The organism is Pseudomonas neuropathica (genome assembly GCF_015461835.1).
In the GTDB taxonomy this organism is placed as follows: domain Bacteria; phylum Pseudomonadota; class Gammaproteobacteria; order Pseudomonadales; family Pseudomonadaceae; genus Aquipseudomonas; species Aquipseudomonas neuropathica.
In genome coordinates this window covers 55,381-73,651 of sequence record NZ_JACOPX010000017.1, presented here as the reverse complement: position 1 = coordinate 73,651, position 18,271 = coordinate 55,381, and the positions used below count along the sequence as shown (strand labels likewise).

Genomic DNA, 18,271 nt, shown 5'->3' with positions numbered 1-18,271 from the left:
AATGCCCCCTCTTCACTGAAGGGGGCAGATCTGAATGTTGTGATGCGTGGCGCTCAAGTCAGTGAGGATTCGCGTAACACGGAATCAAATCCAGCGACGTCTCGCACAGACAAGAAGAACGTGTCATTTCCAGTATAGAAACTGCGTTGGTAGCTTCATCGTCGGCGCCCACTGCTCCGGAACATTTTCAATTGCTGTTTTAAGGACATCGAACTTCACCGTATGGAAGGTCCCATCCTTAGGGTCGATAAAGGTGACATCAGGATTCGGTGCGCCTAACGTCGATATGCTCGTAACCACGATGATGTGACCGAACCAACTGGCGGCACCTTCCTTTAGCACGATACCCGCCCATACGGGCCCTTTCGTTAGCATAGTCTGCCACTGCGCCAGCGTCGGGTTGTTTGGCGGGTTGACAGTCAGACCTAACGCACCTGCAAATCTATTAACATCATCCCCTGGCAACCCCTGATACTCGCAATTTTCACCGGGTACGACCGCCTGTACACGTGTTACGAAATCCGCCCCTGCGGCTTGTGCAGCAGATAACTCCGTGTACGGGATTCCATCCCTCGCGGACAACATCATTGCCGCGCTGGCTGCCCAGCATGTACAGGGGCTCATCTGCTGTACTGGCATGGCGGCGCCGGAATACGCCACCGACGCGAACCCTAACGAGCTCAAGGCCGTAACGGCTGACGCAACGCGTAGTGCCGTGAAAATCATCATGTCTGGTCCTTATTTTGGTTAAAAACCTACGTGGATTCCGCCGAGATTTACTGAAACATGTCCATCACCGATCTTGACGCCTGCGATTGGCGTACTGACGCTTACGCCGCTACTTCCAACAGTTATGTTTGGTGTTGCTACATTGAGACCCGCCGCCAATCCCCCTGCTGCTGCCACGGCAAGGTCCTCCGCAGCTCGACCGGCCTGGCTTAGGCCCGTGGTCAACTCGTTATTAAGTTTTTCCAGTGCCTTGCCGCCCTCGCGCAACAAACTCTCGGTAAGCGCGATGGTCCCATTGGTAACGTCCAGATGAACGTTGATGACTTGCGCCACAACCGAGTTCGGGCCGATGTCCTGACCCAATACGTTCTTGGAAAACTTTCTCAGTTCATTGCCATCACCGAAGCACTTTCCTTCTGCAAATTTATAACCCTTACAGTTCATATATTCCTTCAGCGTCAATTGCCCACCGACACACGCAGCGTAGCCAGGGCCGGTCGTAGCCGTAACCGCACATGACAGCGCGATTTGCTGCTCCGGCGTGAGGCCTGGCGTCACCGCGCAAATTGCAGTTCCTCGCGGATCACCACCAGAGCTGGCTGCACACCGAAGAACTAAACCGGCATCTCCACTCACGTTTTGAAATGCCGCGCACGCCAACCCTTTCTTGTAGTCGCCGCCGCTTTGCACCATGCAACTCAGAGCAGCTCGTGTGCTTGGATCAGCGTTTTCCTGCGCCATGCAAAGGCTAATGGTCATTGCGTCACCGCCGGCATCGATGCACTCTTTGGCTTTCAAGAGCTTCGCCACGTTCGGGTCCGAAACGCATGAACTGATCTGCTTCGCACTAGTCACTTTCATCGCACAGTTGAGCGCTTTCGCCGTCGCGGGATCCATGGCTTTTTGTGCAGCGCACATCATGCGCTGCGTTCCATCCTCCCCGGCCTTGAGTAGGCACTGCGCAATCTGCGCTTCCTTGGAGTTGGCGCCCAAAGCGATGTCCAAACATTCGGTGATAACGCTGTCTCTCTTGGCTCCGACCATCGTTTGGGCGCAACCGAGAACGTCTTTAACCTTTTGGTCTGGGAACTGGGCCTGGCTCAAGCACGTCACCATAGACGCAGCATCGGATCGGTTTGCATTCGCACAATTGAAAGCAGCTTTCTGGTAAGCGGGGAATTGTATATTTGCGTTAATGAGACGCGGCAGGTCTGCGCTGACAGCCAACTTCTTCACATTCAGACGCTCGGCTAGTAGCGCGACATTGAAATTCATTTTGTCTCCAAACACCGGCCTGCACAGGTCCCCCTTCAGGCAATCGTCGAGCGACTTTTCGTCAATGATTTTGTAGCCAGAACACGATGCGATATCAGTTACTTTAGTTTTGCCCTGGAACTTCGCGCACTCCAGTATCCGTACGCGCGCAAGCTCGTCACTGACATTGAGCGCCTGATCGGATTTTCCCCATGCCATACGCACGGCAGCATTTGGGGAAGACAACACGTCGGCCATACGCACAATATCGTTGGAACTGAGCCCTGCGAGCGCAGCGGTCACCGGCTGTATCAGTTCACTTTTGGCTGCGCGAGCTTTTGCACGCAGCTCCTCAACGCGTCGACTGAGATTGGCTTGGACATCGCTGCTAGAAAGAGTGATTGCGGTTGGCAGTGTGGGCAGAGTCAGTTTCGCATCAAAAGCACCGACCTCACCTGTAATCGCGACCATGCTCCAGTCTTTTATCTTGTCGAGGCGCTGTGCGCGCTCATAAAGGTCTGCAATTTTCTGGAATCGCTCTAAACCCCTTGCCTTGCTGAAAGGGCACTCGGGTGAGCCGATTACGCATGGAGTACTAGTTAGTCCAATGGAGACTACAGGGATTGCCATATTCTTCACGGCGTGACACACCGCTAACTTTTGAACCACCGCCTGCTGGAACAGGGCGAAGGCTGATTGTGTTGATGCCTTTGCAGCCTCTTGGCGACGCTTCATTTCAGCGTTACGCGCACCAATGTCCGCAGGCAAGGATAGCAGCATGTCTGAAGAAGATTGGACATAGGAGTCGAGCAGCGTACGCAGCCCCTTTACGTCCTCAGAGAACCCTACGCTGCACTCTTCCAGTGCCTCACGAGCATCTGAGTCGGTTGGCGTTACGGTAACCATAGCTACAACCAAGCGGTAGCCAACGTTTCGATTCTGTTTGTCAGTACCAACGGACACGATGCCCAAAGTACCCGTGTTCGCAATCGTCATTGTCGGGCCCTGCACCAACTCCGCTATTGGCACCTTTTTCTGCTGATCCAGCTGCTGCGACATCAGAGCCATGTTAATTCCAGGTACATCAATTGAATTTATAAAACCAGCTGAAGAACTTTGGCTAGCAAACATTAGAAGTGCGCCGACAGAAAAACCGAGTGCCCTATCGCGAAAGTTCATATCTTCTCTCCCCACGTTACGCGCTGACCTATAGATACAGCGTCCGCTCCCCGGAGATACCGTATGTCGACCCAAACTACGTCCTCTGACGAGAAGTGGGTCAATGCCTACAACTTGGTTTTTTCTGGGGCGATTAGTTAATAATCTATAGTCGACATTCTGGAAAAAACTAGTGCGCTGAAGAATTGAGCATTGATTGAATTGCCCCTGGTTCTGTAGACACAAATGACTGGCTGCTATTGGCCGAAAGCAGCCGTTCGCTAAAGCCTGTCGCCTCCCTCGCCACTCCGCCGCGCCCTGATAACTGTATATAAATACAGCGCACAGCAAGACGCTCCCGTGGACTCTTCCGACATCGAAAACACTTACATACTGGCTTCGCTGCCCGACGCCCCTCGAAAGCTTCCGGAAGCAGCCGGAAGCAGCTCAGGCTATACGAAAATGAATTCGAGGAACTGAACCGGCAGCTTCTCCAAGAACGGGAACGAATATTTAAATTGGTTGAGATGCACACCGAAGATGTTCTTCATCGGGATGGGGATGGCAACTTTGCGTGAATAGGCAGCAAAAAACGCCCTGCTCCGCCGCTCGGTCTTTTGAACGCTAACATCGTGGGCATGATCGATGATTTTCGTTAAGCAGGCACAAGCCAAACTCAGAGAGTTGCTCTGTGATGCAGGAGAGGCACATCGCCAACTCGGAATGAGACGGTCAGTCGCATACCGAGGCAATGGGTCCAAAAATGAGATCAGGTAATCAACTGATCACTGCGCCTTTCGGGCCGCTTGCAATCAGCGCAGCACCGCAGGCGGTTTTCATGCCGTCGAGGGCGATGGGCGTGCCATCGACGGTGTAGGTGCTGCTGCCCTCAGCAATCGGGAAAATCCCCTTGCACAACGGGCAACTGACCTTGTGACCGACACCGGCAATCGGCTTGCCGTTAAGATCGGTCTGAGAAAAGGCTTCGAGCACCTTGCCACCGTGGGTGGTGGAGTCGCCCAAGCGAATGGCGTCTTTCATGTTGTCACTCCTTTGACTAGTAAGTTGGATGCCGCTACTCGGCCATCCAGACGTCTTCATACCCGCCAGTGTCGATAATGAATTTTGCGCCGGTGGGCAGGCACAGATAATTCACCACTTGCGGCAGTATTTCGTCTAAATGGTGAGCATGAAGGGGCTTGTAGAAATCATGCGCTTTTGAATACTCACCGCAGTGTATGAACCAACTCACAGTCCCTCCTTCGGGCAGCTCAACTCTGCTGCCATAAATAGGGGACCGGCCTAGAGTCTGCAGGGCTACGGCAACCATGACCTCAGGCGCAAGCACCGCCATTCCGTACTTCTCACAAATATTTATCTGAAGTTGATTCGGACGAAACTCAATACGTTCGTTCACAGCAGCTCCCGAAAAATTCATTGCAACCCTAACTCGCCGGTTTACTGGCGAGAACCTCTAGCTATCTAGCCACCAATTAAGCAGAGTTTCGTCCTCTACATCATCGATATTTTTGTAGATGTTAGCGTAGTACCATTGAACCCCGGTCTGTTCATGGAAGGTATTAAAAAATTTTGCAATCCTATCCATTCCATTTCTTGCGGGAATGGCTAATGACAAATTCCCTCTATATACGCCGTCCAAGGTACCGTTGAGCTCGTTCGCGACATCCGCCTCAAGTGTCTTAAGCCGCTCTGGCGAAATGTGTTTGGAGTAGATATGGATACAAAAATTGCCCCCTCTCTTCAAGACCTCAGCGTGTGTTTGAGGATTTTTCAATGAAACTATATCTCCTCTTGCTAGATTCAAAGCCAAGCCAGGGGAAAACAGAAGCTCATACGTATGCTCATCAATTTTGCGAGCCGGCAGCTCTTCAAATACCGGACCTTTTGAGTTTTTTCCGGCATACACACGAATAATTACTGTTGATTGCTCATCGAGCATAGGGTACTCCAGAACTTCCACGCTCAACACACGAAACCCCTTGTTTGAGATGGCCACCTTTTTACTGGGAACAGACTACGCTTCATTAATTATACAAGCGCAGCCCACCTCCGAAAACTTTCTTTATCCCGACCTGTCTCCATGATCCAATTTAGGGTTACTCAATCAATTAGCTAGTAGTGGTAAAGAGGCCAATGACAGACACTCACCTATACGAGATGAATCAATATGTGAGTGCTGCAGACAAGCATCCTCATATGCAATATTTTCCCCATCAGCAATATCAGACAAATATTTGTCGATCGCGAAAAAATCACAATCTGAGGGAATATCCACTGCAAACAGCGACATTTCCTGACTAACTGAACACGAAGCACCCAACTGATGAAGATGAGCGATTATTTTACTTTTCTCTTCAGTATCACTGGCAAAAACTCTGACAGTCGAATGGCCACCCCGTTTTGCGACACGCACAGCTATCATCTCATCGCCACTGGACTTTACCTGCACGAAATCTCCCTTACTCACGCCATAAACGTAATAGGGAGTATTGTCTAAGATATAGGTGCCATCACCGACATAGACGCCCCAAATCGACTCAGCGGATACAGGAGGATAATCATCCTCGTCAGGCGTTAGCTCAAAGACAATCTTGTGAAAAATATCGTTCATATTTTATACGCTCAAGGTGGGGAGCCGCCTAGACGGTTGAGTGTTTTGTAATCCGGCTTGATTGAATCTGAAGCTTCGCGATTACAACGGCGACATAGAATCTGGGTATTACCCTCATCGTTTGCACCTCCCAATGAATCAGGTTGGATATGATCGAATTGTCGTTCATTCGGTGGCGGAGTTACACCCCTCTGGCTCTTTTGACCAGGAACTACTGTGACCAAGCACTTCTCACATGATTCCACTCCGTGAAATTGCTTGTTCTCGATAGCTACCTTGGTTTTCACCGACTTAGGAATACGCGCTAGACCTAATGGGTCGATCCATTGCACGGGATTTGGTGCATATTCGTAGGCGTTCAATCCCCCTGCGAGACCGATCGGATCTTGATTTATAAAACGTCCGACCAAAGGATCGTAATAACGATATCTATTGTAATGCAGGCCTGTCTCATGATCGTGATACTGCCCCTGGAACCGTATCGGGTTCATCACATCATGCTGCCGCGCCCACTCCGAACGCTGCTCCGTCACCTGTCCCCAAGCCTTGTATTGCGCGGTCCAGGCCATGTTGCCTTGCGAGTCCGTCAATTCCTGCGGCGTGCCGAGGTGATCACATTGGTACCAGGCCAGCGCATCAAACGGTAATGCCGTTGCCTTGTGATTCCACACAGGATCTTCATCAAGGCTGTATTCACCGCTGTAATCCGGCAAACCGATCAGCTCGATTGGCGCATGCCGTACAGCCTGAGCGATCGGGACGAAGGTGTCTGGCTCGAAGACATAATGAACCGTGCGACCCGGCTCACCATCGCTCTGCTCCGGGCTGCTTTCCCAAGCGAGATTGTCGCCATCCCAACCGTACAAGGTGAAGCCGCAGCCGAGTTCGCGCTGTTTACGAGCGTGCTCGTTTTTGTTCCAAAGGGAACCTGCTTCCGGACGCTGCTTGTAGTGCGCACGAGAGTTTTTGTGCAGGCGACGTCCCAGAGCGTCGTAGGCGAAATCTACGCTCAGACGCGGGTCTTCAAAATGCACCAATCGATCAAACAGATCCCAACGCAGATCGCTGCGTTGGCCGTTGTGCCAGCGCTGGATCTGGTTGCCGCGTTCGTCGTAGTCGTAATGCGTGCCGACATATTCGCGCAGCAGATTGTCGACCAGTTTGCTGCGCTGTGGCGTCAGACCCAGTGGTCGGCGAATTTCTGTCTCCTTGTCGTCGAGCAGGTTGCCGGCCGGGTCGAAGGCAAAGGTTTCCACGCCTTGACGAGTCACGGCGCTGAGCAGTCGACCAACAGGATCGTAGCGATAGGCGAGTGGGCCGCGGCGGCTGTCGTTGATGTTAGTCAGTTGACCGGCCGCGTCGTAGGAGTATTCGCGTTTGAGCAGCGTGGATTTGTCGTCCCTGCGTCCCAGCAATTGCTCCTGCAAGCGACCAACCGGATCCCAGCTTTGGGTTTGCACCAGGTGGTTGCCTTGATGGCGGGCGACTTCGCGGTGCAGGTCGTCGCGCTCGTAGCCAACCAGTTCATGATCGTCCAGTCGTAGACCCAGCAAGTGGCCACTGCCGTAGGTCAACCAACTGACACGGTGGCCATCTGGACGGGTCGTGGCAATACACTGGTTTAGTACGTCGTATTCGTGCCGCCAGACCGCGACCATCGGGCTGTCCAACCCCAGATAGTGTTGGTGCTCGCGCAGAATATTTCCTGCCGGATCATAAAACCATTGCAGGCGGCTGTCGGCGTTGTTGGCCAGCACCATGTTGCCGTTGCCATCGTAGGCGAAGGTTTCGCTTTGCGACTGGTCACCCAAGGTGGCGCGACGCTCGGTCAAGCGGCCCATCGGGTCGAAGCTCAACGAGATTACGCGTTGGCCATTGATCGATTGGGCCAGGCGACCCGTCAGAGGGTCGTACTGATAACGCGTGCTGCGCCCGTCAAAGCCGCGTTCTTCCAGCAGGCGTCCGACCGGATCGTAGTGAAAGTGCGCGCGTTGTTCGTTTTCGTTTTCCAGGGCCGTCAGCCGTCCGAGACGGTCCCAACGATAGCGCAGTGTTTGTTCCGCGGCGTCGACACGCTCGGTGATCAAACCGGCAGCGCTGTAGCTCCACGTGGTGCAGCGATCGAGACCGTCGGCATACGTCAATAACCGACCTTCGGCGTCGTGTTCGAAGCGCTCTTCGGTCTTGTCCGGGTGCTTGATCAACACCAGTTGGCCGGCCTTGTATTCGTATTCGGTGGCGTTGCCGGCGGCGTCGGTGAAGCAGATCATCTGCCCGAGTTCGTTGTAGTCCCAGGCGCTGGTTTTGCCCGAGCAATCGACGTACTCGACCAGTTGCCCGGCGTCGTTGTAGTCGAGGGTTTTTTCGTTGCCGTTGGCGTCCTTGATCGCGGTGGGCTGGCCGGATTTGTTGTAGGCGTATTCGGTTTTGTTGCCCAGCGGATCGAGCGCTTCGACCAGGTTGCCTTGGTCGTCATAGGCGCGCTGCCATTGCCCGCCCTCGGCGTCGCTGATCTTGATCAGCAGGTCCTGATCGTCGTAGGCGTAATGCATCACCGTGTGATCGGCGCGGATGTGTTCGAGCAGGTTGCTGCGTTCATCGTAGCTGTAGCGATCGGTGCTGCCGTCGGCATTGACGCGGCGCACGATGTTTTTGGCCTCGTCGCGGAAGAACCATTCCGAACGCTCATCGACGTAACGAATGCGATAGGTGTAGCCAAGGATGTCGTAGTAGTGCCAGGTCTCGTTGCCGAGCGCGTCGGTGACGTAGGTCAGACGGATGTTTTCGTCCCACTCCAGACGCGTGTCGAAGCTGCCGTCGTCGGCCCATTCGTGGATGGCTTTGGCCTTGGCGCCCGAACCGTCCCACTGCAGATTCATGCCGCGGCCGGTGCGGTCGGTGTAGCGGGTGATCAGGTGATGCTGGAACTGATACGACCAGACTGCGCCGTTCTCGTCTTGCGCCTGAGTCAGGTCGCCATAGGCGTCGTATTGGTATGCGCAAAGTTGTCGCAACGGTTCGCCGTCAACGATCTGCCAGAGGCCGATAAACCGGCCGTGATTGTCGATCATTGTGCCGAGGTGCAAGTGCACCTTGCTGGTGTCGTTTTCCTGATAGGTGATCAGATCCGAGAGCACCGATTGTTCGCCGTGCCGATGCTCGTAATGCAGCATGATCCCGGCGCCGTTGCGCAGCGAAATGTTGGTCAGTACATAGCGCTGGCCACGGCGGACGTAGGTTTCCTTGCGTTCGAAACCGTGGCACAGCAATAGCTGATCTTCGCTGGCACGAACGAGGGTGATATTTTCGATGGCGTCGTAATGAAACAGACCGACTTTGGGCAGCGAATAGCTGTGGTCACGGCCGTCGGCGCCGTAGAAGGTCAGGCCATCGTCCACGCAGTCGAAACGCGTAGTGAACTCGCTGATCCAACGGGCGCCGAGTTCGCTCTGATCGTAGGCGTCGAGGCGTGAGTTGTAAGTTCGGGTCCACTCGATCGGGAAGGGGCCGGGCAGGCTGAAATCGGTATGGCTGAAGCTTTCCGAACCCAAGGCGAAATTGATGCTGAAGTTCGTGGCACATTCACAAGGGCCTTTCTTTGGATTGGGCGCGCCTTTCGCCGGTGCCTGTTGGCCGTGGGCGGCCAACTGCCCCTCAGATGCCGTACGCTTCGCCTGTCCGGTCTTCTCCGGATGGACGGCGGCGTTCTGGCCATGGGCATTGCGCTTGCGCCACAACGTCACGGCGCTGGAAAGAATCAGCAGCAACCAACCGATGGAGTTCTGAACGGACTCATCGTCCAGCTTGCTCAACTGGGTGCGCAGCTCAGGACCCATCGCCCGCAGTTTCGCGGTTTCCGTGGCAACCCGCTTCTTCACCTCATCGGGCAGCAGGTGATCGGCCGCACTGTTGGCCAAGCCTTTGCCTGCGGCCTTATAAGCGCTGCACGCGGCGCCGAAGATGTTGCCGAACGATGCAAGGGGATCATTCTTGAATTGATCGACCGCCGCACTCGCTTGTGCGCCAGCCGCGTTTAGGTCGCCCTTGGCATCAAGCTTGCCATTGGCCACCGTCTCGAGGCCTTTGGCAATCTCGTTGACAACGTCTTCACCCAGCTTGCCGGCGTCCGCCAGAATGCCCGGCAGCTTGCCTTTGGCCTGTTCAACAAAATCATCCAGCGTGCCGATAATCGAGGCGTTCAGGTGACCTACCAGCACCTCGATCACGGAGGTGCTGAGCAACAACTTGCTGCTGGCCCTCATCTCCTGACGCACCAGAAACAGCGTCGGACGCAGGGTCATCCGGGCTGCCGCCATCGCCGGTGGCAGCGGCAAAACACCGATCAGGTTGATGCCCAGACTGGCCCACGCGAGCAGGTCGCGCTTCTGTGCGTTCGACAGCGTGACGATGTCACCCAGCGCATCGACCAGCGCCATGATGTTGCCCACCACGGGTAACGCGCCGGCGACGTTCTTGATCCGGTCGAGGGTGACCACCCCGCCACTGGCCGATTGCAGCCAGGCATCGAAGGTCGCCGCACCGCTGGCGACGTCCTGAATGTCGATGGCATTCAGGGGAACAATGGCAACCTGAGGTTTCCACAAACCATAACAAATCCTAAGCAAGGGATATCCTCAGCATTCGCTCAATACGACGCCAAAGTCATCGCTAGACACCTGAGCCGCCTCGTTAAGCCGTTGGCGCAGCGCAGCGGTCAGTTGCCGCTCCACCTCCCATGGATCCGACAACGCGGCCAGCTGCGGCGCCAATTGCGGCGACAGGCTCATCAGCGATTGATTGAGCGAACGCGCGGTTTCATACGCGGCCTTCTGCACAAAGCTGACTTCCACCAGCTCCCCCTGCGCCTTGCGAAACTCCATCTCCGCCATTCGCGCCAGGTAATGCTCGCGATGCGCTCGTGCTTTCTGAAAGTCCGGAGTCTGCCCCTGAACAGGGTCAACGGGCGGCGGCGCAGCCATGTTAGTCGGCTCGGATTTGGCTGCGACGTGACTGTACACATCACGCTGAAGCCGGTCCTGTTGGTGGCGAGCAGCGACGGCAGCCTTACTTGGGTCGGCGGTATCGCGGATCAACGCTTCGGTGGCCAGCACGTCGACCTGCTTACCATTGGGCGACAGGACCAGCCGCCCGTTTTCCTTAAGCCAGGTGATGTAGCTCGGTGATCGGCCGATGTGCGCAGCGAAGGCGCTCTTTGACAGGTACGTAGCTGTGCTCATAAGCCCTCCTTTTCAGCGGCTTTTCAATGAATCCTTTCAAGATTTCAGTGGATTGAAATTTCAGTAAGCTGGCAGACCTCCCACTAACACGATCCCGCGGGTTTCCGACCCCGTACCCTTCGAAAGTCCCCAGGGGCCCCGGCGGTTTTCTGCCCTGCCCGGTCTGTCGAGCCGGCATCCGAGTGCTATGACCTGCCCCCATCCCGTTGGAAAGACGGACATCCCTGCGAAGGTTTCAGCTAGAGAGAATCCGCGAGTTCGATAACCCGTGTAGGGGGCGGCCGTCGGGGAGAACCTAGAAAAATTGCCTCTCACTGCCCTGCCCCCCCTAGGTGCGGTCAGTCGATGCCGACTCGGAAACGCCCAATCGTTTGGCGGCCCAGCGTTCGTAAAGTCCTATGGCGACATCCGCGCCGGCCATTGCGGTCAGGCAACCCAGGGCGCCCGCCGTCCAGATCGAAAGGCCAGCGCCGAACAGCAACATCATCGCTGACACGCCGCACACGATGCAGGCACCGGAGCGAAGTGCGAGGCGGCGCAGTAACGCCCAGCCTCGTGCCCCATCCTTGTCAGCGCGCCACATCTCGCCGGACACGCCGCCAACCAATGACAGGACAATCACCAACCAGAGCGGCATCTCTGCCAGTGCCTGTTGCTCGTTCGTCATTGCCCTGCCCCTTAAACAAAAAGACCCGGCGCAATGGCCGGGTCAGGTGGTGGGTGGCCTGCCGCGCTTTTCGGTCGCACCCATCGAAGATGGCCCCTTTTTACAGGTCGATTCTGGTGGCAGCAAGACCGTTTTAATGCCATCCGGTGAATGTGTGGATGACGCCCGGTGAACGGCTGGCGAATGTCGGTGAATATCTATCCCGGCTGTCTTTTGCTTTTCCTGCGTCCCATGCGTCCCACCTCTTCAAAACTAGGTGGGACGTCCGAAAGCCCCGCAGATTGGGGCTTTGCCCCACCGTCCTACTTTTATCTCTCTTTTCTCGTGTATAGAGAGAATATTTAAAAACACGCGTGCGCGTGAACACGCGCATTGATGCCCGCTACGCATACACGGGCGGGAGGCATGAAAAAGGTGGGACGGTGGGACAGCCCAACAACGACGGGGCCTGCGCCCGTCCCACCACCGCAAAAAGCGGTGGGACGGAGGCAGGCCGGTGGGACGGCGTGAGCCAGAGGGATGCCCACGATCAAGCCGCTTCCCCCAGGAGGAAGTGCTCGACCACGATGTGAGCGTCATGCAGGCGCTGGTAGTAGAGGTTGCGTGTGCAGCCACTGCGTGCCAGACGTGCAGCGAGAGGTGCGTCGGGCTGGAAGTAATGCACCTTGACGACCGTCATCAACTCGGGATCGAGGCGTTTCTTGACGATGCGCTCGATGTCCAGGGAGGCTTCCAGTGGCACCCTGCTCCCGCGCCTGCCGCGCACAAGCTGACCACCGCTCTCCATCATCATGGCGACCATGTTGCCGCCCGAGTAACCAGCGGCCACCTCATCGCTGTGCAGCTCCTGCGCCCATTGCTTGAACTGCTGCGCGAGCCACTTCATCACCCGCACGTCATCAATGTCGGCCCACTCGCCGGTACCACCGCCATAGGGCGCCGCACGCAGTTTGACGATCTTCGAGCTGAAGGCGCAGTAGCTGATCACCCCGGCCCAGCGTTCGTCGTTGGCCAGGATCAATTCGACGTTCTGCATGTGCGCGATCAGGGCGCCGCTCTCGCTGCGGGCGAGTTGATCTTTCCAACCACCAGCAGCGGGTGGGCGCACCACAGCGAGGACTTGTCGACGCACTGCGTCGAGACCTTCGGCGACGTGCAGGTCGTTGAAGTCAGTCCACTTGTCGTGGCGCTCGACCGAGAAGATCGGCGCAACAACCTGGGCACCGACGATCAGCGCGGCGTTGCTGGCCTTCTCTTCGCCCGGGTTCCAGGCATCGCCGTTGGGCTTGGTGGTTTTCCAGTCGTCATCGCGGCAGATAATCAGCGGGCATGGCCCCGAGCTTGTTGAGAGCAGCGACGATGGATCTGCACTCCGCTAGTCCCGCAGTTCGTCTCCCGGCTTCGTAATTGCTTATACGTGCTTGGGTCCACCCCAAAGCGACTACTAAATCCCGCTGCTTGACGCCTGCCTTCTCTCGATGGTGAGCAATTAAGTTCATAACGTTCTCCAATAATCCGACGCCATCTTAATCACGATACGCAGACATTTCAACACGCAAAGTGATGATAAAGAATTTCAGTGCGTGGTAAAAAAAGCACATGAACACATTAGGCTTACGAATCAAGCAATACCGCAAAGCTAAAGGCATGAGCCAGCAAGCTCTTGCATACGCTTGCGGGTGGGAATCGCAATCTCGCATAGGAAACTATGAGAAAGGCGCTCGCCAACCCAACCTTCAAGATCTAGAGAAAATCTCGGCAGCGCTTGGGGTGTCCTTCCCCGACTTAGTAGCAGGACGAGACCGCTCAGAAATTGAGTCATATCCCGACGTCATCCAAGGCCGAGTGCGATCCGAAGATCGCTTGGTCGCGCAATACGGACGCTCGCGAGATAAGGGGCAACCTGTTAGTAGCAATATCGGCTGGGCTAAGGATGGAAAAGTACCGGTGTTAGGAAACGCTCAATTAGGAAATGAAGGTTTTTTCGAGGCGCTTGATTTCCCGCCTGGACACGGCGATGGCTACTTAAATATTCATAGCGACGACCCCGATGCATATGGTCTGCGAGTTACTGGCGACAGCATGATGCCGCGCATAAAAAACGGCGAATTCGTACTCATAGAGCCCAACAAAAATTTCTACAGCGGAGATGAGGTTATGGTTCGTACGTCCTCGGGGCGGACCATGATCAAAGAATTTATTTACCTGCGTGATGGGATGTACAGGCTGGATAGCGTCAATACAGATCACGAGAGCATCCACTTACCAGAACAAGAGGTCGAAGAAATTCACCTCGTAGGCGGGATTCTCAAATCATCACGGTTTCTTCATAGCGCCGCCACGCCATAAGCACAATATGTGTTGACACGAATAAGCACGTTGCGTGATATTTGCCTCACTCTTTACCACAGAGCGAGGCAATACCTATGCGCACCACCGCAACCTTGCATGTCCATCCGGCATGCGTCAGCAATCGCAAACTGATCGAACAGCTGCAGCTCGCCACGGGCTGTCTGGTCATCATTCATAACAGCAAACCCAAGCTTGTCGCCAAGACCTGCCAGCCCTCTCCTATCGATCCAAACGGTGGAGGGAACGCGGCATGATCAAGTACAAGATCGACAACCGCACCCTGCAGTTGCTCAACGCCCAGGTCAACCTGACCGAGACCTTCAACCATGTCCTGCGCACAGCACCGAAGCGTGAATGTCTGGCATTCCGTCTCAAGGCTGAACGCGGCACCGTGGAAAGCACTTTTGTAGTGGAACTGGGCAGCGAACGCCACACGCTGACTCTGCAGAACGACAAGAGGATGCACCTCAAACTGGCCGACTTTATCGAAGAGATTGCCAACGGCCCGTTCGACACGAGCAACTCCAGCGACCTGGTGCATCTCCCACATACCGATCGTCAATACGGCCGCTTTGAAGTCCAGGACAAGCAGCGCGTGTTCGAACTGGTGCACACCGGCGGCGTGCTGAGCCTCGACATGGGCCTCGAACTTCCCCTGCATGTGGCCCTGCATCGCACTCATACGCGCCGCGGCGTCACCGCCATCTTGAGCATTGGCAACAAGAATCCGCATACGCGCTGCTTCACCCTGTACGACCCCGATGCCGAGATCTGCGCAAGGCTCATTGAGTCCATCAACCACCTTGCTGCAGCGGCCACTCCTGCTGCGCATGCTGCTTGAGGGACCTTTATGGAACGCACCCTCGCCCAAGCAGCCGCTCAACTCGGCCTCACTCGCCCCAAACTGATCGCTCTCATGCGGGAAAAAGGTTTGCTCAAGGGAAACCTGCCGACGGACCCGAAGCGCTACAAAGCGTACCTGCGGGTCAAGGACAGCCCCTGGTACGACGAGAAGTACGGCCTGCAATACAGTCAGTCGACCCGGGTCAAGCAAGCCGGCCTCCGCTGGCTGGCCGAGCAGTTGGACATTGATCTTCCTGCCATCCCGGCAGATCGCCGTGACTTGGCCTAGGAAGTACGCCCGCCAGATCGTTGCCATGCGAACACGCGAGGAGCGCAACGCCGCGCTCCTCGAAGTGCCCGAACATCTGCGCGAGCTGACCAGACGCCACTGCCTGAACGCCTGGAACCACCCGGCACGACAACAACGCAAGGAGGCTCGACAAGGCCATGAGTAACGCTGCACAGAATCCGCTTCGCCTGCATCCGGCGCCCGAATCGGCCACCGTCGAACTGCTGTATCGAATCTTCGGTGACGTCCTGATCCCACTGGAAAAAGTCCGCGAGCAGTACTTTCGCAATCTCAACGAGCAATCGTTCGTGACGGAGATCAACAGCGGCCGCATCCAGCTTCCCATAACCACGCTGGACACCAGCCGCAAGGCCCTCAAATACGCCCACATCCGGCACGTCGCCTCACTGATCGATATCCGCGCCTACAAAGCCGACGAGAGCATGCAACGCCAACAGGGCGAACCCATACAAGCAGAAGCGAATTTAGAAAGGAATAAACATGGAAATTCATAGCGAAACTCTTGCCGAGGACGAGCTGGTCGCAATTACCGGATATCAACGACCTTCATTGCAACTGGACTGGCTCAATCGAAATGGCTGGAAATACGTACTTACAGGTGCAAGACGACCCGTTGTTGGTCGCGTGTACGCACGAATGAAACTGTCCGGTGTGAAGCCTTCATCTGACAATATTGCGGCTGAAGCCTGGTCGCTAGATCTTTCACGCGTGGGGTGAAAATGCGACCAAGAAAGGCTGCAAATCGGGATCTGCCACCTCGAATGATCAGGCGGGTTAGGTCAATGAAAAACGGCTCAGAGTGGGTCGGGTACTACTACGACGGGAGAGATGATCAGGGGAAGAGGAAGGAAATTCCGTTGGGTGGCGACTTGGATGTCGCCAAGGCGGAATGGGCAAAACTCGATTGCAAGCCAATTCCGCAAAATAACACCCTTCTGGGAAAAGTTTTCGACCGATACGAAGCTGAGATCATTCCGGCGAAAAAACCTAGAACCCAAAAGGACAACTTGCTTTCACTGACGCAACTCAGGAAAGCATTCAGTGAAGCGCCCATCAATGCGGTGACACCACAGGTGATAGCCCAGTACCGCGACAAACGGACCGGGAAGGTTCGGGCGAATCGCGAGATCTCACTGCTCTCGCACATCTATAACATTGCCAGGGAATGGGGTATCACTGACAAGGAGAACCCAGCCTCCGGTGTGCGCAAGAACAAAGAGACACCACGTGACTTTTACGCTGATGCCACGATCTGGAATGCCGTCTACGGTGTTGCCGTGCCAGAACTCAAAGACGCCATGGACCTGGCCTATCTTACGGGCCAACGCCCTGCTGATGTCCTATCCATGCGCGCTACGGATATCACCGACAGCTTTCTGCAGGTTGCCCAGGGCAAGACCTCGAAAAAGCTCCGCATCCGGCTCGATGCCGGCGAGATCATTAACGGTTTGGGTGAGCTGATAGAAAAGCTGCTCGCACAGCGGAAGGCGCGCGCAGTGCGAAACCCGTACTTGATCATTACGGAGGATGGTCGCCGCGTGACCGCGCCAATGCTTCGCCTACGGTTCGACGATGCACGCAATGTTGCTATCGCGAAAGCTCTAGAGGACGAAGATGCGCAACTCGCTTCAAGCATCCGACAGTTCCAGTTCAGGGATATCCGGCCGAAGGCAGCCAGTGAGATTGACGATCTTGGTCATGCCAGCCGACTGCTTGGGCATACCGATAAACGCATAACAGAAACAGTTTATCGACGCGTCGGCGAGATCGTGAAACCCACACGATGAACCCAACATAATCGGTCAAATTCGCTCAGGAGTGCTCTAACCGCTCACCTAGAACTTAAGAGCTGCTCTCCGCGACATGCAGCTCTCGGCCAATAGCTCCCAGTTGTATCCGGCAGCAACCGGCCAGAAGCGGACGTTTGAGGAGAGCGGTAGCTTCCAGCCAAAAGCATTCACTCGGCTGGATCTTTCGACCCTTTATGGTCCCCCGGGTCTGCGAGATAAAGCCATTTCTTAGCGTCCGAGTGAGGCTGCCCATAATAGAGACTTCTACCCGCACAGTGAATAACGCGAACAGCTTGAACCGTCTATTATGATTCATTCCCGACTCTTCGCTGCCACTCTAAACCAAATAACGGCTGCCTACGCATTGTCTTGCAGAACCCATCAAGGCCTGGATAAATGTTTGCTGCATTGATATTCATCTGGTTTAGCTTTTTTAGGCCGCTGTAGCGTAGTTTTTTTGGGATAATGTACTTGACGATATCAGGGTTGCCTATCTGGTAATCTTTAACTATTTCTTCATGCGAATGCTTCAATGTGTTTGTAGCCACAAACAACCCTTGCTGAGAAAGCAGGCGATGATTAGAAAATGTTGGCTCAAAGGCAAAAAGACACGGATCATCAGATGCATTTTCACCTTCGAGAACTCTTGAGTAAATTTCGAGGCGATTTTTACCAAAGTATTCGTCATCATCATTTTTTATAGCGTGATGATTTACGCAATAAACTGCAGCACTACCTTCACCTGCCTCAAGAGCAAAAAACAATGCAATATAGGGAGAGAACGTAAAGTCAAGAAGCCTAGTGGGTGCCCCATGATGCTGCATTAACGATAACCAACTTAGACGATCAGCTTCTTTGGGTAGCGATGATAGATAAATATGTGCGTTGCACATAAAACGATCGATCATTACTCGCTCATGCTCCAACCTGTTCATGCGTTTTTCTGTTCTTGCATATGCCTTATGAATTGTTTGGGCCTCTTCAAACGCGCGATGTAACGAGCTTTCCAACTTCCAAGAAGCATCTATTTGGCCACGGTAAATCCATTTTCTATAATGTTTTCGTGAGACAGCATTGTCGTACTCACCCCAGCTCTTTAGAGTTATAATTTTCATGATTTTTATTTACTCAAAACTATAATTAGACAAAACATTTTGGCGTAATTTTTTTCGTCACTTGTGTCTGATAACGATCCTTGCTCATGGTTAATTCCTTGATCGACTTGAGTGGTTTTCATCACCATTCAAACGTAGAACATCATTGCCAATTCTGCAACAACTCTAGACTCCTCGACTTCGG

General features: G+C 54.7%; 19 protein-coding genes. 7 read left to right on the top strand and 12 right to left on the bottom strand.

Features of this window, described 5'->3' with window-relative positions; translation table 11 throughout:
* Positions 1-123 precede the first annotated feature (123 nt).
* From H8F23_RS23425 to H8F23_RS23370, 11 genes are all read right to left on the bottom strand, one after another.
* Entirely contained in the window at positions 124-729 is a 606-nt protein-coding gene (locus H8F23_RS23425; RefSeq protein WP_194935941.1) for a papain-like cysteine protease family protein, read from the bottom strand.
* 18 nt (positions 730-747) lie between these two features.
* Positions 748-3,162 carry a hypothetical protein gene (locus tag H8F23_RS23420; protein WP_194935940.1) on the bottom strand — a complete coding sequence of 805 codons (2,415 nt, stop codon included), beginning with the start codon at positions 3,160-3,162 and terminating at the stop codon, positions 748-750.
* Between the two features lie 756 nt (positions 3,163-3,918).
* The gene (locus tag H8F23_RS23415; protein WP_077572604.1) at positions 3,919-4,182 is read right to left on the bottom strand and encodes a PAAR domain-containing protein; all 264 of its coding nucleotides are present in this window, start codon (positions 4,180-4,182) and stop codon (positions 3,919-3,921) included.
* A gap of 34 nt (positions 4,183-4,216) precedes the next feature.
* Positions 4,217-4,558 carry an immunity protein Imm33 domain-containing protein gene (locus tag H8F23_RS23410; RefSeq protein WP_456107227.1) on the bottom strand — a complete coding sequence of 114 codons (342 nt, stop codon included), beginning with the start codon at positions 4,556-4,558 and terminating at the stop codon, positions 4,217-4,219.
* Between the two features lie 57 nt (positions 4,559-4,615).
* Entirely contained in the window at positions 4,616-5,101 is a 486-nt protein-coding gene (locus H8F23_RS23405; RefSeq protein WP_194935939.1) for a DUF4265 domain-containing protein, read from the bottom strand.
* Between the two features lie 165 nt (positions 5,102-5,266).
* Positions 5,267-5,773, bottom strand: a complete 507-nt coding sequence (locus H8F23_RS23400) for a DUF4265 domain-containing protein (RefSeq protein WP_194935938.1) — start codon at positions 5,771-5,773, stop codon at positions 5,267-5,269.
* 11 nt (positions 5,774-5,784) lie between these two features.
* Entirely contained in the window at positions 5,785-10,389 is a 4,605-nt protein-coding gene (locus tag H8F23_RS23395; protein WP_324187897.1) for an RHS repeat-associated core domain-containing protein, read from the bottom strand.
* Positions 10,390-10,407: 18 nt separating this feature from the next.
* Positions 10,408-11,010, bottom strand: a complete 603-nt coding sequence (locus H8F23_RS23390; protein WP_194935936.1) for a terminase small subunit — start codon at positions 11,008-11,010, stop codon at positions 10,408-10,410.
* Between the two features lie 328 nt (positions 11,011-11,338).
* Positions 11,339-11,677, bottom strand: coding sequence for a phage holin family protein (locus H8F23_RS23385; protein ID WP_194935935.1), 339 nt, complete (start codon positions 11,675-11,677; stop codon positions 11,339-11,341).
* Positions 11,678-12,206: 529 nt separating this feature from the next.
* Positions 12,207-12,563, bottom strand: a complete 357-nt coding sequence (locus H8F23_RS23380) for a PA0613 family protein (RefSeq protein ID WP_194936003.1) — start codon at positions 12,561-12,563, stop codon at positions 12,207-12,209.
* 418 nt (positions 12,564-12,981) lie between these two features.
* Complete coding sequence (locus H8F23_RS23370) at positions 12,982-13,176, bottom strand: helix-turn-helix domain-containing protein (protein WP_194935934.1); 195 nt, start codon at positions 13,174-13,176, stop codon at positions 12,982-12,984.
* A 100-nt stretch (positions 13,177-13,276) separates the two neighbouring features.
* Here H8F23_RS23370 and H8F23_RS23365 point away from each other — a divergent pair, with 100 nt between their 5' ends.
* The 7 genes from H8F23_RS23365 to H8F23_RS23335 all read left to right on the top strand — a co-directional run bounded on the left by H8F23_RS23365 (position 13,277) and on the right by H8F23_RS23335 (position 16,969).
* Positions 13,277-14,026 (top strand): XRE family transcriptional regulator, encoded by a 750-nt coding sequence (locus tag H8F23_RS23365; protein WP_194935933.1) that lies wholly within the window; start codon positions 13,277-13,279, stop codon positions 14,024-14,026.
* Positions 14,027-14,103: 77 nt separating this feature from the next.
* Positions 14,104-14,283, top strand: a complete 180-nt coding sequence (locus H8F23_RS23360; RefSeq protein ID WP_194935932.1) for a hypothetical protein — start codon at positions 14,104-14,106, stop codon at positions 14,281-14,283.
* Positions 14,280-14,870 (top strand): hypothetical protein, encoded by a 591-nt coding sequence (locus H8F23_RS23355; RefSeq protein ID WP_194935931.1) that lies wholly within the window; start codon positions 14,280-14,282, stop codon positions 14,868-14,870. The genes H8F23_RS23360 and H8F23_RS23355 overlap by 4 nt, the downstream gene beginning before the upstream one ends.
* 9 nt (positions 14,871-14,879) lie before the next feature.
* Complete coding sequence (locus H8F23_RS23350; protein ID WP_137216844.1) at positions 14,880-15,161, top strand: phage antirepressor KilAC domain-containing protein; 282 nt, start codon at positions 14,880-14,882, stop codon at positions 15,159-15,161.
* A 158-nt stretch (positions 15,162-15,319) separates the two neighbouring features.
* Positions 15,320-15,676 carry a pyocin activator PrtN family protein gene (locus H8F23_RS23345; RefSeq protein WP_116254739.1) on the top strand — a complete coding sequence of 119 codons (357 nt, stop codon included), beginning with the start codon at positions 15,320-15,322 and terminating at the stop codon, positions 15,674-15,676.
* Positions 15,663-15,899 carry a DUF4224 domain-containing protein gene (locus H8F23_RS23340; RefSeq protein ID WP_116254740.1) on the top strand — a complete coding sequence of 79 codons (237 nt, stop codon included), beginning with the start codon at positions 15,663-15,665 and terminating at the stop codon, positions 15,897-15,899. The genes H8F23_RS23345 and H8F23_RS23340 overlap by 14 nt, the downstream gene beginning before the upstream one ends.
* Before the next feature lie 2 nt (positions 15,900-15,901).
* Positions 15,902-16,969 carry a tyrosine-type recombinase/integrase gene (locus H8F23_RS23335; RefSeq protein WP_194935930.1) on the top strand — a complete coding sequence of 356 codons (1,068 nt, stop codon included), beginning with the start codon at positions 15,902-15,904 and terminating at the stop codon, positions 16,967-16,969.
* 308 nt (positions 16,970-17,277) lie between these two features.
* Here H8F23_RS23335 and H8F23_RS23330 read toward each other — a convergent pair whose 3' ends face one another.
* Entirely contained in the window at positions 17,278-18,087 is an 810-nt protein-coding gene (locus H8F23_RS23330) for an FRG domain-containing protein (RefSeq protein ID WP_194935929.1), read from the bottom strand.
* Positions 18,088-18,271 lie beyond the last annotated feature (184 nt).

Coding starts and splice junctions, on each gene's coding strand:
- H8F23_RS23425 (WP_194935941.1), bottom strand. CDS start 729: ATGATGATTTTCACGGCACTACGCGTTGCGTCAGCCGTTACGGCCTTG.
- H8F23_RS23420 (WP_194935940.1), bottom strand. CDS start 3,162: ATGAACTTTCGCGATAGGGCACTCGGTTTTTCTGTCGGCGCACTTCTA.
- H8F23_RS23415 (WP_077572604.1), bottom strand. CDS start 4,182: ATGAAAGACGCCATTCGCTTGGGCGACTCCACCACCCACGGTGGCAAG.
- H8F23_RS23405 (WP_194935939.1), bottom strand. CDS start 5,101: ATGCTCGATGAGCAATCAACAGTAATTATTCGTGTGTATGCCGGAAAA.
- H8F23_RS23400 (WP_194935938.1), bottom strand. CDS start 5,773: ATGAACGATATTTTTCACAAGATTGTCTTTGAGCTAACGCCTGACGAG.
- H8F23_RS23390 (WP_194935936.1), bottom strand. CDS start 11,010: ATGAGCACAGCTACGTACCTGTCAAAGAGCGCCTTCGCTGCGCACATC.
- H8F23_RS23385 (WP_194935935.1), bottom strand. CDS start 11,677: ATGACGAACGAGCAACAGGCACTGGCAGAGATGCCGCTCTGGTTGGTG.
- H8F23_RS23380 (WP_194936003.1), bottom strand. CDS start 12,563: ATGAAGTGGCTCGCGCAGCAGTTCAAGCAATGGGCGCAGGAGCTGCAC.
- H8F23_RS23370 (WP_194935934.1), bottom strand. CDS start 13,176: ATGAACTTAATTGCTCACCATCGAGAGAAGGCAGGCGTCAAGCAGCGG.
- H8F23_RS23365 (WP_194935933.1), top strand. CDS start 13,277: ATGAACACATTAGGCTTACGAATCAAGCAATACCGCAAAGCTAAAGGC.
- H8F23_RS23360 (WP_194935932.1), top strand. CDS start 14,104: ATGCGCACCACCGCAACCTTGCATGTCCATCCGGCATGCGTCAGCAAT.
- H8F23_RS23355 (WP_194935931.1), top strand. CDS start 14,280: ATGATCAAGTACAAGATCGACAACCGCACCCTGCAGTTGCTCAACGCC.
- H8F23_RS23350 (WP_137216844.1), top strand. CDS start 14,880: ATGGAACGCACCCTCGCCCAAGCAGCCGCTCAACTCGGCCTCACTCGC.
- H8F23_RS23345 (WP_116254739.1), top strand. CDS start 15,320: ATGAGTAACGCTGCACAGAATCCGCTTCGCCTGCATCCGGCGCCCGAA.
- H8F23_RS23340 (WP_116254740.1), top strand. CDS start 15,663: ATGGAAATTCATAGCGAAACTCTTGCCGAGGACGAGCTGGTCGCAATT.
- H8F23_RS23335 (WP_194935930.1), top strand. CDS start 15,902: ATGCGACCAAGAAAGGCTGCAAATCGGGATCTGCCACCTCGAATGATC.
- H8F23_RS23330 (WP_194935929.1), bottom strand. CDS start 18,087: ATGAAAATTATAACTCTAAAGAGCTGGGGTGAGTACGACAATGCTGTC.